The organism is Telluria aromaticivorans (assembly GCF_013003915.1).
Lineage (GTDB): Bacteria > Pseudomonadota > Gammaproteobacteria > Burkholderiales > Burkholderiaceae_D > Telluria > Telluria aromaticivorans.
The window spans coordinates 1-12,745 of the sequence record NZ_JABAIV010000016.1 but is presented as its reverse complement, the minus strand read 5'-3'; the positions used below and the strand labels follow the sequence as shown (position 1 = coordinate 12,745).

Annotated in this window: 8 protein-coding genes; 6 read left to right on the top strand and 2 right to left on the bottom strand. The window is 67.1% G+C overall.

What is annotated here, in order from left to right:
- The first annotated feature begins 76 nt into the window (after positions 1-76).
- Together HGB41_RS22810 and HGB41_RS22805 are read left to right on the top strand one after the other, a co-directional pair.
- A complete protein-coding gene (locus HGB41_RS22810) occupies positions 77-1,036 on the top strand; it encodes a sensor domain-containing diguanylate cyclase (RefSeq protein WP_171088606.1) in 960 nt (319 codons plus the stop codon).
- A 280-nt stretch (positions 1,037-1,316) separates the two neighbouring features.
- On the top strand, positions 1,317-3,311 hold the full coding sequence (locus HGB41_RS22805; RefSeq protein WP_171088605.1) for an MHYT domain-containing protein: 1,995 nt from the start codon (positions 1,317-1,319) through the stop codon (positions 3,309-3,311).
- Positions 3,312-3,550: 239 nt separating this feature from the next.
- On the opposite strand, the gene HGB41_RS22800 is transcribed toward HGB41_RS22805, so the two are convergent.
- On the bottom strand, positions 3,551-5,617 hold the full coding sequence (locus HGB41_RS22800; protein WP_229423189.1) for a GGDEF domain-containing protein: 2,067 nt from the start codon (positions 5,615-5,617) through the stop codon (positions 3,551-3,553).
- A 343-nt stretch (positions 5,618-5,960) separates the two neighbouring features.
- On the opposite strand from HGB41_RS22800, the gene bcaP reads away from it, so the two are divergent.
- From bcaP to cphA, 4 genes are all read left to right on the top strand, one after another.
- Positions 5,961-7,361: a branched-chain amino acid transporter BcaP gene (gene bcaP, locus HGB41_RS22795; protein ID WP_371868577.1), complete on the top strand. Its 1,401-nt coding sequence runs from the start codon at positions 5,961-5,963 to the stop codon at positions 7,359-7,361.
- Positions 7,362-7,512: 151 nt separating this feature from the next.
- Positions 7,513-8,142, top strand: coding sequence for an isochorismatase family protein (locus tag HGB41_RS22790; protein WP_171088604.1), 630 nt, complete (start codon positions 7,513-7,515; stop codon positions 8,140-8,142).
- A gap of 155 nt (positions 8,143-8,297) precedes the next feature.
- Positions 8,298-9,746 (top strand): iron-containing redox enzyme family protein, encoded by a 1,449-nt coding sequence (locus tag HGB41_RS22785; protein ID WP_171088603.1) that lies wholly within the window; start codon positions 8,298-8,300, stop codon positions 9,744-9,746.
- Positions 9,747-9,847: 101 nt separating this feature from the next.
- Positions 9,848-12,478 (top strand): cyanophycin synthetase, encoded by a 2,631-nt coding sequence (gene cphA, locus HGB41_RS22780; RefSeq protein ID WP_171088602.1) that lies wholly within the window; start codon positions 9,848-9,850, stop codon positions 12,476-12,478.
- 45 nt (positions 12,479-12,523) lie between these two features.
- Here cphA and HGB41_RS23295 read toward each other — a convergent pair.
- Positions 12,524-12,745, bottom strand: a 222-nt coding sequence (locus HGB41_RS23295; protein ID WP_212761074.1) for a hypothetical protein, incomplete at its 5' end; no start/stop codon positions are given.

Genomic DNA, 12,745 nt, shown 5'->3' with positions numbered 1-12,745 from the left:
AGCCCGTAGTCTCAGCTGACCTGGCCGCCCGATTCTCAGGTATGATCGTTAAGTTTCTTTTCGACATCATTCTGCAATGAACCCAAAGACCGACCTTGCCACCCCCTTCGCCGCCCGCGCCGTCAACCTGGCCAACTCCGGCCTGGTCGTGCTCGATGCCGCACAAGAGATCGTGCTGTGGAATGGCTGGATGGTGCCGCGCTCGGGGTATTCGGCGGCGCGGGTGCGCGAGCGGTCGCTGTTCGAGGTGTTTCCCGAACTGCGCGGTTCGCGTGTCGAGGCCGCGGTGCTGGCCGCGCTGACCGAAGAGGTAGCCACCACGGTTCCCGCATCGACCGGGCGCGCGCCGTTCCCGCTGCGCGCGGCCGGCAGCTTCGACGGGGAGCGCATCGACCAGGCGGTCAGCGTGACGCCGTTCCTTGAGGACGGCGAGCGCTACTGCCTGCTCGAGATCCGCGACGTCAGCGGCGCCGTGGACCGCGAGCGCCGCCTGCTCGATCATGCGGAATCGCTGCGCGCGCGTTCCTATGTGGACGGACTGACCGGCATTGCCAACCGCCGGCACTTCGACGTGGCGCTCGACCGCGAACTGCGCCGAGCCCAGCGCAACGGGGGCGCGCTCTCGCTGCTGCTGATGGACATCGATTCGTTCAAGGCCTACAACGACCATTTCGGCCACCAGGAAGGCGACAGCTGCCTGAGCGCGGTGGCGCAGGCGCTGGCCGGCATGCTCAAGCGGGCCGGCGACGTGGCGGCCCGCTACGGCGGCGAGGAATTCGCGGCCATCCTGCCCGACACCACTTTGCTGCAGGCGCGCGTGCACGCCGAAGCGATCCGCGCCCATGTGGCCGCGCTCGCCATGCCGCATGCGCCGGCGGCAGTCCGCCCCCACGTCACGCTGAGCATTGGCGTGGCGACCTTCGACATGGACCGCCTGAACGATGCGGCCACCCTGATCGAGGCGGCCGACAAGGCCCTGTATGCCGCCAAGCGAGGCGGGCGCGACCGCGTGGTGGTGGACGGCGACGCGATGTAATCCGCCGCCGCGCCAGCCCCAAAAGGCGCCCTGTGGCGCGCACACGTCGGCCGGCGCGCAAAACCAGAACCATCCTGTAAAATTGCTTTGCGGAAATGAATTCCAGCGGCGGCAGGCATTGGTCCGCTGAGGCGCACCTGCGGTCCGCCTGCCGCCCTGGGCCTGGCCCGATTGGCAGTATCGATAGCGCCGGGTCCGGCACCCGTCGTGTACACTCGCCAGGGCCAGGGCCGTCGCTGCGCTGGTGCGGACAACAAGGGAAACGGGACCCCACCTGCTTATGCTGAACGGCCACTACGAACCAACGCTGGTCCTCCTCTCGATCCTGGTCGCGATGTTCGCGTCCTACACGGCCCTCAGCCTGGCGGTCCGGGTCAAGCAATCGCATGGCCACGCACCGCATGCCTGGATGGCGGGTGGCGCCTTCGCGATGGGCAGTGGCATCTGGGCCATGCACTTCATCGGCATGCTGGCCTTCCGCCTGCCGCTGCCGGTCGGCTACGACCCCTTGATCACCTTCGCCTCCTGGCTGCTGCCGGTCGTGGTCTCGGGCCTGGCCCTGTGGCAGCTGCGGCACCGCGAACTCGGCGGGCGCCACCTGGCCTGGGGCGCGGTGCTGATGGGCCTCGGCATCAATGCCATGCACTACACCGGCATGGCCGGCATGCGCATGGATCCGCCGATCACCTACGATCCCTGGCTGTTCCTGGCTTCGGTCGCAATCGCGATCGGCGCCTCGGCTGGTGCGCTCTGGATCGGATTCCGCCTGAGCGAACGGGTCCGCCGTCCGCGCCTGCTGCAGGCGGGTGCGGCGGTGGTGATGGGCGGTGCGATCGCCGGCATGCATTACACCGGCATGGCGGCCGCCCACTTCGACGCCTCCAGCATCTGCCGCGCAGCAAGGGACGGCGTCAACCAGGACCACCTGGCGATCCTGGTTGCGGTGGCCACCGTCGCGGTCCTGACCATCGCGCTGCTGGCGGCGATCTTCGACACCAGGCTGGAATCGCGCAACCGCACCCTGGCCGCCTCGCTGGAAACCGCGGCCGCACGGCAGGCGCTCTACCTGCGCGAACAAAAGGCGCGGGTCGAGGCCGAGCACCTGAGCCAGCTGAAGGACGAATTCCTGGCCACGCTGTCGCACGAACTGCGCACGCCACTCAATGCCATGCTGGGCTGGGCCCAGCTGCTGCTGCAGGGTGCGCGCGACGAGGCGATGCTGCGGCGCGGCCTGGAAACGATCGAGCGCAACGCGCGCGCCCAGTCGCAGCTGATCGAGGACATGCTCGACATGAGCCGCCTGATCACCGGCAAGGTGCGCATTGAGGCGCGCGCGGTGACGCCCGCCGAATTCGTCAACGCCGCGCTCGAGACAGCGCGCCCGACCGCGATGTCCAGGCAGATCCAGCTTTCCGCCGATGTCGACTATGACGCCGGCCCGGTGACCGGGGACCTCGGGCGCATGCAGCAGGTGATGTCGAACCTGGTGTCGAACGCGATCAAGTTCACCGACCCGGGAGGCCGGGTCGCCGTGAGCGTGCGGCGCGAAGGCGAACTGGTGGCGATCGACGTGACCGACAGTGGCGTGGGCATCGATCCCGCCTTCCTGCCCTATGTATTCGACCGCTTCCGCCAGGCCGACGCCTCGTCGTCGCGCCGCCACGGCGGCCTGGGACTGGGGCTGGCTATCGCGCGCCAGCTGGTCGAACTGCAGGGCGGCACCATCACCGTGTCCAGTCCCGGGGCAGGGCGCGGATCGACCTTCACGCTGCACCTGCCGATCCAGCAAGCCGGCCAGGCGCCCGCCGGCGCCGGGCAAGACACTACGGACACTACGGCGGACCTGCCAGGCGAAGCCATGGCCCGGGTTGCAGGCGAGCTGGCCGGCCTGACGGTGCTGGTAGTGGAAGACGAACCCGATTCGCTGGAACTGGTACAGCAGGTGCTGTCGGAGACCGGCGCCGCGATCCTGTCGGCGACCAGTGCGCACGACGCCTTGCAGCTGTTCGAACGCGAGCGGCCGGACCTCCTGATCAGCGATATCGGCATGCCGCTGGTGGATGGCTTCCAGCTGATCCGGCAGGTGCGCGCACTAAGCGACCGTCACCTTGCCCAGGTCCCGGCGATCGCCCTCACGGCGTTCTCGCGCCGCGAAGACCAGCAGCGCGCGCTGGAAGCGGGGTTCGATGAATTCCTGGCCAAGCCCTTGCGCCCCGCTGTGCTGGTCCAGGCGGTGGTGGCGATGGCCGGGCGCCGCGCGCCGATGCGCGCCTAGGCTCGAGGCGAGCCACCCGGGAGTCGCCCGCCCATCGCAGGGTGGGCAGGGCAAGCCAGGCCAGTGGCCTGACTTGCGCCCGCGCGTTCAACACGCCGTTGCGTCCTGATACGCGTTTGTGGTTCGCGACCGTGAGTTGACCGCGTGGGCGGCGAAGCCGGTTTCGACTGATTCTCCTTGACGGGGCCGGCGCCAGGGCCTGCTTGCCGGAGCAGGCCCCCCGCCCGGCCGTGAATGAGTCAGTGCGCCGGCTGCCAGTACATGTCCGGCGTCACCAGCTGCAGGCGCAGCTCCAGCTCATCGCCTGGCGCCTGGCCGGGCAGGGCGGCGTCGACGATGAAGCCGCGGTTGCGGCCTGCTTCCTTGCCCTTGTAGAGCGCGCGGTCGGCCAGCGCGATCGCCTGCTCCCAGCCGAAGGCGGGGTCCGGCGCGGCCGGCAGCGAGACCGCGCCGGCGGTGGCGCTCACCGCAAGCGCGCTGCCGTCTTCCAGCACCACCGGCGCCGCGGCGATCGCGTTCAGGATGCGCTGCACCAGCAGCGGATACTGGCTTGCGGTGACGCCTTGCGAATACACCAGGAATTCCTCGCCGCCCCAGCGCAGCACCATGTCCGAATCGCGCACCGCCTCGTTCAGGCGGCGCCCCACTTCGACCAGCACCAGGTCGCCCGCGGCATGCCCGTGCTGGTCGTTGATGCGCTTGAAATGGTCGATGTCGAGCAGGATGAAGCAGTCGTCCGATTCGCCGGCCTGCGCCGCGAGCTCGCCGCTGCGACGCTCGCCGGCCTGCAGGTCGCGTTGGCGCATGCGTTCGACGAAGGAGCGCCGGTTATACAGGCCGGTGAGCGGATCGTGGGCCGAGCTGTGGGCCAGTTCCGCATTCAGTTCGGCCAGGCGGCGCCCGGTGCGCTGCGACCTGCGGTACAGCATCGTGACAAAGCCCGACAGCACCAGCGCCAGCGCGGCGCCTAGCGAGGTCACGGCCTGGCGCAGCGTGCGGTTGCGGATCTCTGCATCCTTGACCGCGTTTTCCTGCCGAAGGCTGGCAATCTGCGCGGCGCGCTGCTTGGCATTGAACTGCTCCTGCAGCGCCGCGAAGGCCTTGTCGCGCCGCTCGATGGCCAGGGTCTCGAGAATGCCCTCGCGCTCGCGCACGGTCTGCAGGGCCTGCTTGTAGAGCCCGGCCTTCTCCAGCGCCGCGCCTTTTTCGGCCAGCATGTTCGCCACGCCCAGCATGGCGCCGGCCTTGCGCAGTTCGGCGGCGGTACGGTCGATGTACATGCTGCCCTCAAGGATACGTCCCTGCCCGAACAGCGCGAAGCCCAGGTTCGCATAGGCCATCTGGATCGCGCTTTGTTCGACCACCGCTTCGGCCACCACGATCGCGGCGCGCGCGGCGCGTTCGGCCTCGAGGTAGCGGTGCTCCTTGAGCCAGGCGTCGGCGACGTTGCCGAGGATGTTCGCTTCCAGCCAGCTCAGTTCATTGCGGCGCGCCAGCGCCAGCGCGCGCCCGAACGACACGTGGGCCTGGCGCAGCTGGGACAGCGAGACGTAGGCGCGGCCATCCATGAAATGCATCGAGGCTTCCACCAGCGGCGGCATGGCGCCGCGCGCCTCGCGGTAGGCGCGGGTGGTGTCGAGCGCCTTGGCGGGGGCGCCGGTATTCACGTACAGCCGTGCCAGCGCCAGGCGCAGGTCCGGTTCGCGCGGGGTCCACAGGCCGGGATGGCGCTGCACCAGTTCGAGCCCGCGCAGGTAGTGGCTGAAGGCGCGGTCGTGCTGTCCCATGATGTTGTAGATCGCGCCATAGGCGACGTCGGCGCTGGCCGTGAATTCCGTGTTGCCGAGGCCCTGGTACTGGGCGTTGAGGCTTTCCAGCAGGGCCATCGCGGCTGCCGGATCGTTGTCGTTGAGGAGCTTGTGTACGCGCCCGAGGCTGGCCAGCGCCACCTGCACCGCATCGTTTTCAAGACCGGCCAGCCGGATCACCTGCTCGTCCACGGCATAGGCTTCGCGCAGCTTGCCGGCGTCGGCATGGGTGCGGCGCAGCAGGCGCAGGTAGGCGATCCGCACCGGATAGGGCAGGGCAGCATCCAGGGCGGCGGCTTCCTGCACCAGCAGGGCGCGCGCCTTCGGATTACTTTTCTCGGCCAGTTGCGCGAGTTCGCGCAGGCGCGCCTGGGCCGCGGCGATGCGGGTACTGTCCACCTCCGCCGCCCCGCACGCCGACGCACATGCCAGCAGCAGCGCAGGGACAGTCCCGCACCACATGCGTTTCGCCATACGGGACGGCAGCGGGGTCGCCATGGGGTGGTCGGCCGGGGTCTAATGAAGGTGAGCCGATTATGTTCTGTTGATGTACGGAAATCAAGTGCCGGGCAGGAGGGGCGATGTTTACGCAACGCAATAGCTAATTTGGGCCGGAACAAGGGAATTGAAGCACTTTCACGGTTTTACTTTGATCCAAAACAACAATCTGGTGATAATGTTACGTCTGCGAAATCTACATCCTCGCAGGCAAGGCGAAGTCGGTTCCAGGGCCGGCATGGCGGCAACCACCTCCATGCACGGAACGCGCGCGCGAGAACCGCCCGGGCGACATAACTAAAAGCCGTGGAACCACACTATTTTTTTGATTGGAGAACAAGCAGTGAGTCTTTTCAGAACCAAGAATCTCGACACGATGCTGGCAACAGCCCAGAAACCGGGCGGCCTCAAAAAGGTGCTCGGCCCGTTTGACCTCGTCCTCATGGGCATCGGGGCGATCGTCGGCACCGGCATTTTCGTGCTCACCGGCACCGGCGCCGTGACCGCAGGGCCGGCCCTGACGCTCTCCTTCATCATCGCCGCCCTGGCCTGCGGTTTCGCCGCGCTGTGCTATGCCGAATTCGCCTCGAGCGTGCCGGTCGCCGGTTCGATCTATACCTACAGCTATTTCACCCTGGGCGAAATCGTCGCCTGGATGATCGGCTGGGACCTGCTGCTCGAATACGGCCTGGCCACCTCGACCGTTGCGGTCGGCTGGTCCGGTTATTTCCAGTCGCTGCTCAAGGGCATCGGCGTGGTGCTGCCGGAAGCGCTGCGCGCCGCGCCGGGTGCACAGCCGGGCGTGGAGACGCTGTTCAACCTGCCGGCCTTCGTGATCATGATCCTGCTGACCTGGATGCTGTCGCTGGGCGTGCGCGAATCGGCTCGCATCAACAACGTGATGGTGCTGATCAAGACCGGCGTCGTGATCCTGTTCATCGTGGTCGGCGTCAACTACGTCAAGCCGGAAAACTGGCAGCCCTTCATGCCTTTCGGCTTCGGCAGCGTGATGAGCGCCGCCGCACTGGTGTTCTTCGCCTTCATCGGCTTCGACGCCGTAACGTCCGCCGCCGAGGAAGTCAAGAACCCGTCGCGCGACCTCCCGATCGGCATCATCGGCTCGCTGGCCGTCTGCACCGTGCTGTACGTGATCGTGGCCTCGATCATGACCGGCATCGTGCCCTTCATGAACTTCAAGGGCGTCGACCACCCGGTCTCGCTGGCCCTGCAATACGCCGGCCAGGACTGGGTCGCCGGCTTCGTCGACCTGGCCGCGATCCTGGGCATGAGCACCGTGATGCTGGTGATGGCCTACGGCCAGACCCGCATCCTGTTCGCCATGTCGCGCGACGGCCTGCTGCCGAAGAAGCTGTCGGAAGTGCATCCGAAATACGGCACCCCGTTCTTCGCCACCTGGATGGTCGGCATCGTCTTCGGCCTGATCGCCGCGGTCGTGCCGCTCGACGTGCTGGCCGAACTGGTCAACATCGGCACCCTGGCCGCGTTCACGCTCGTCTCGGTGGCCGTGATCATCCTGCGCAAGAAGCGCCCGGACCTGCCGCGCGCCTTCCGCTGCCCTGGCGTGCCGGTGATTCCCGGGCTGGCGATCGTATTCTGCCTGGCCCTGATGTCCTTCCTGAGCTGGCATACCTGGGTGGCCTTCATCGTCTGGCTGCTGCTTGGCCTGGCTGTGTACTTCGGCTATGCCCGCAAGCGTTCGCTGCTGAACGGCACTGAGCAGTAATCTCCTTGCCGCACTAGCGGCAATGCCCGGCGCCCGGCCCGCAATGCAGGCCGGGCGTTGTCGTTTCCGCGCCGGGCATCCGGCCCCCCGTGCTAAGCTTTCTCGCGAGGACAGGTCCAATCCGGGGCCTGCCGGTGTACGGAGATTTCCCATGAGCGCCATCGTGCTCGGCAAGGGCGACGCCCTGCTGGTCATCGACATGCAGAACGACTTCCTGCCTGGAGGCAGCCTCGGCGTGCCGGGCGGCGACCGCGTCATAGCGCCGGTCAATGCGCTCATCGAGCTCTACCACGGGCGCGGATTGCCCCGCGGTTTGCCAATCTATGCCTCGCGCGACTGGCATCCGGTAGACCATTGTTCGTTCGCGGCCCAGGGCGGACCCTGGCCGCCGCACTGCGTCGCCGGCAGCGAAGGCGCGCGCTTTTCCGGCGAACTGCGGCTGCCCGAGGACGCCATCGTCGTGTCCAAGGCCGATACCCAGGCCCAGGATGCCTATTCGGCCTTCAGCGAGACCGGGCTGGCGCGCAGCATGCGCGCCGAGGGCATCACGCGGGTAAGCGTGTGCGGGCTGGCAACCGATTACTGCGTGCTCAACACGGTGCTGGACGGGATCGAAGCGGGCTTCGAAGTATTGCTGGTGCATGAAGCGATGCGGGCGGTAGAGGTGAAACCGGGCGATGGCGACCGCGCGATCACGCGCATGCTCACCAAGGGCGCGGTGCCGGTGAGGCTGTCCGGCGGCCGGCTGGTGGCCGACCTGGCGCTCGGAGCAAGGCCATGACTTAACTGCGGAGCAGGGGATCCCACGTAATTGTTTTGCAATTTTGTAATCCCTCTCTTACATCCTTGCAGCGCTCCTACCGATTCTGTAAAAACAATTCATTCTGGATAATGTTGAATATCGTCTTCCCAGACCAACATTTATATCCGAGAGACATGAATTCGATGCTGTTAGACGCCATGACCGTCGCTGCCCATGCCGCCCCCGCGACCCGGGAGCGCTCGAGGGAGCTGTATTTCTCGCTGTATGACGACCCGCGCGCCACGCCCCAGGAGGCGCGCGCCTATATTGCCGACCAGATCGCCGCGGTGCAGGCGCTGCCTGCCGACCTGCCGCCCACCCTCGCCGAACTGCCGGCCTGGGTCGAGGAACGTACCGACGCCGTCGGCGAGCAGTATCGCGAATACCTGGCCGCGCGCAAGAATGGCGCCCCGCGCCGCTATTTTTCCTGCCGCGCACATGCGCTCTACTTCATCAAGGCCGTGGCGCCGACCAAGCTGGTCGACGGCGCCTGGCTGTACGGCCTGCTCAAGCACTGGGACAACCCTGCCTACCACGGCCTGATCAAGACCTATATCGAGGAGCTGGGCGAGGGCGTCCCCGACAAGAACCACGTCACGCTCTACCGCAAGCTGCTGGCCACCCACGGCTGCGACGGCTGGGAAGCACTGGGCGAGCAGCATTTCGTGCAGGGTGCGATCCAGCTCGCGCTCGGCCACCATGCCGACCACTTCCTGCCTGAGGTCATCGGCTACAACCTCGGCTACGAGCAGCTGCCGCTGCACCTGCTGATCACTTCGTACGAGCTGAACGAGTTCGGCATCGACCCGTATTACTTCACGCTGCACGTCACGGTGGACAACGCAGCCAGCGGCCATGCCCAGAAGGCGGTGCAGGCGCTCGGCGACCTGATGCCGCGCGTGGGCGACCGCGATGCCTTCTACCGCCGCGTGCTCGACGGCTACCGCCTGAATGACCTCGGCGCCAGCACCAATTCGGTGATCGCCGAATTCGACCTGCAGGCCGAACTGACCGATATCCTGGCGGCCAAGAGCAAGGTCGGCAAGAACATGCACTCGGATTACTGCCGCGTCGCCGGCCGTTCCGTGAACGACTGGCTGGCTACGCCGGCCCAGGTGCCGGACTTCCTGGCGGCGCTGGAAAAGGCCGGCTGGATCAAGCGCGGCGAGGACGTCGAGCACAGCCGTTTCTGGGGCCTGGTGAGCGGCGAGAAGGCCGAGATGTTCGGCGTCTTCAGCGCCTACGAGCTGCAGGTGCTGCGCGACTGGATCACCACCGCGCCCGACGGTAATCGCAAGGAGGGCCAGCGCAGCATGACCTGGCGCGCGCGCCAGCGGACGCTCGACAACCTCGGCCAGCAACAGGGTCGCAGCGCGGCCTTCCCGGAGCGCGGCCTGATCCGCCGCCATCCACGCCTGGAAGAACCGGACAACGAGCTGCGCCTGCTGGAAGAGCAGGTCGCCGGCGCCGCCGGCAAGCAGGAGGCGATGGCGCTGCTGGGCGGCCTGATGTCGCCCGAAGTGCACCATACGGCTGCGGGCCTGATGGCGACCCGCATGTACACGCAGCTGTTCGACGCCTGAATCAAGATGTGCACCCCCGGCTTGAGCCCGGGGGCTGGTGAGAGTTTGCGGTTCCAAGCGCCTGTTTGGCCCGCGCCCATAATTATTACAAGGATCTATTCGTGCAAATCCTGGAACAGCGCTTCTTGCGCGGACCGAACGTCCACGCCGATTCCCCCTGCCTGCTCAGCGTCATCGACCTGGAAGACCTGTACGGCGTCTCTTCCAAAGACATCCCCGGTTTTAACGACGCCCTGCTGGAAGCCTTGCCGGCCCTGCATGGCCAGCTGCTGCCGACCGGGCAACGCGGCGGCTTTGCCCAGCGACTGCGCGAAGGCACCTACCTCGGGCGCGTGATCGAGCAGGTCATGCTCGACCTGCAGACCCAGGCCGGCGCGCCCGCCAGCTATGGCCGTACCCGTCCCTTGATCGGGCACCCTGGGCAGTTCCGCATCGTCTGCGCCTACACGCAGGAACGCCTGGCGCAGCCCGCCTTCCAGCTGGCGGTCGACCTGGTCGAGGCGCTGGCCAACGAAGAAGCATTCGACCTGGCGCCGCGCCTGGAAGAGTTGGGCGAGATCGTGGCGCGCTACGCGATCGGCACCAGCACCGCGGCGGTGCTGGCCGCGGCGCACGAGCGCGGCATCCCGACCCAGCGCATCACGGAAGACGCGAATTTGTTCATGCTGGGCTGGGGCGTGAAGCAGAAGCGCCTGCAGGCCACGACGACCGGCGACACCAGCTTCATCGCCGTAAAAATCGCCAGCGACAAGCAGCTGACCAAATCGCTGCTCAAGGAAGCCGGGGTGCCGGTGCCGGAAGGATCAAGCGTCACCACCGTCGAAGATGCGCAGCGCGTCGCCGCGCGCATGCGCGCCCCGGTCACCATCAAGCCGCTCGACGGCAACCAGGGCAAGGGCGTCACCGTCGACGTGCGCGACCCGGAGGGCGTGGCACGCGCCTTCGAGTTCGCGCGCCAGTACGGGCGCCGCATCATCGTCGAGCGCTTCGTCGAAGGCCGCGACTACCGCGTGCTGGTGGCCAATGGCCAGGTCGCGGCCGCATCCTGCCGGCGCCCGGCGCATGTGGTGGGCGACGGCGTCTCGACCATCCGCGAGCTGGTGGAGCGCGAGAACCAGAACCCGGCGCGCGGCGCCGGCCACAGCAACATCCTCACCAGGATCGCCCTCGATGACCATGCCGCCGACATGCTGCGCAAGCAAGGTAGCGGCTTCGACAGCGTGCTCCCGGTCGGCGTACCCGCCGAACTGCGCGGCAATGCCAACCTGTCCACCGGCGGCACCGCCGAGGACGTGACCGACCTGCTGCCCGAATCGACCCGCTTGCTGTGCGTGCGCGCCGCCGCCAAGATTGGCCTGGACGTGGCCGGCATCGACATCGTCTGCCACGACATCGCGCTACCGCTGGACGCCCAGAACGGCGCCGTCATCGAAGTCAATGCGGCGCCCGGCATCCGCATGCACCAGTACCCGAGCAGCGGCACGCCGCGTGACGCCGGCGACGCCATCGTGCAGGGCCTGATGAAAGAGTCGGACGGCCGCATCCCGACCATCGCCATCACCGGCACCAATGGCAAGACCACCACCACGCTGCTGATCGGCCATACCGTGCGCATGGCCGGCAAGGTGGCGGGCGTGACCACCACCGAGGGCGTCTTCATCGACGGCAAGCAGGTCGCCAAGGGCGACTGCACCGGCTACTGGTCGGCCCGCACCGTGCTCGGCTCGCCCGATGTCGAAGTCGCGGTGCTGGAAACGGCGCGCGGCGGCATCCTCAAGCGCGGCCTGGCGTTTGATCGCTGCGACGTTGGCGTGGTGCTGAACATCGCGGCCGACCACCTCGGCCTGGACGGTGTGGACACGGTCGAAGACCTGGCCCAGGTGAAAGCGGTGATCGCCACCTCGGCCTCGAAGGCGGCGGTGCTCAATGCCGAAGACCCGCTGTGCGTGGCGATGGCGCGCCGCGTCAAGCCGGAAACGGAGATCGTGTACTTCTCGATGGATCCGGAAAATCCGACCCTGCTGGCCCACCTGGAAGAGGGCGGGCGCGGCGTCTACCTGCAGGACAATGCGGTGGTGGTGGCCGACGGCAGCCTGCACCAGGAATTGCTGCGGGTAGAGAGCATGCCGGTGGCCTTCGGGGGGCGTGCGCGCTTCAACATTGCCAACAGCCTGGCTGCCGCGGCGGCGCTGATGGCGGCCAACTTCACCAACATCCAGATCGCCACCGGGCTGTCGACGTTTGTCTCGAACGGGCGCACCAATCCGCTGCGCACGAATATGTTCGACATCCGCGGCGTGACCGTGATCGTCGATTATGCGCACAACCCGGCAGCCTACCGCGCGATGGCCGAGATGGCGCGCGCCATGCTGCCGGGCCAACTGGTGGGCGTGGTGACTGCGCCGGGCGACCGCCGCGACGAAGACCTGGTCGAAGTCGGCCGCGTCTGCGGCGCCCGCTTCGACGAGCTGGTGGTGTACGAGTCGCAGAGCCGCGGCCGCCCGGTGGGCGATGCGGTCGACCTGATCCTCGAGGGCGCCGAGGAAGCGGCCGGCATCAGCGATACCCTGCACCGGGTGCTGGAAGTGGGCGATGCGATCCGCCACGGCCTCGGCCTGTGCCGTCCCGGCGACGTGATGGTGTTCGCCTGCGGCTCCTCGCTGCAGGTATTCGTGGAAGCGCTGCGGGTGAGCGATCCGGAGAGTGCGGACCAGGTAGCGGGGCAGGTGTAGGGAGCCAAGCCTGGAGCGAAGGGCCGGTACGCAAACCGGTGCCGCTCACCTGAAGCCGCTGCCTGCTCGTAGGGTGGGCAGGTTTCCTGCCCACGCGGTGATCGTTGCGATATGAATTGCCGCACGGGCTGCAGCACTGTGATCTGAACGCGTGGGCAGAATCTGCCCACCCTGTAACAGCAAAGTAGAAATGTCCGCTTTTAGCAAAGTTAAAATGTCCGTTTTCCAAAAGTCACACTCGCTTTTGAGCGGATGCTTTCTTCGCTG

Excerpts from the sequence above, each read along its gene's own strand:
- HGB41_RS22810 (WP_171088606.1), top strand. The coding sequence starts at position 77 with ATGAACCCAAAGACCGACCTTGCCACCCCCTTCGCCGCCCGCGCCGTC.
- HGB41_RS22790 (WP_171088604.1), top strand. The coding sequence starts at position 7,513 with ATGAGCGCCATCGTGCTCGGCAAGGGCGACGCCCTGCTGGTCATCGAC.
- HGB41_RS22785 (WP_171088603.1), top strand. The coding sequence starts at position 8,298 with ATGAATTCGATGCTGTTAGACGCCATGACCGTCGCTGCCCATGCCGCC.
- HGB41_RS22800 (WP_229423189.1), bottom strand. The coding sequence starts at position 5,617 with ATGGCGACCCCGCTGCCGTCCCGTATGGCGAAACGCATGTGGTGCGGG.
- HGB41_RS22805 (WP_171088605.1), top strand. The coding sequence starts at position 1,317 with ATGCTGAACGGCCACTACGAACCAACGCTGGTCCTCCTCTCGATCCTG.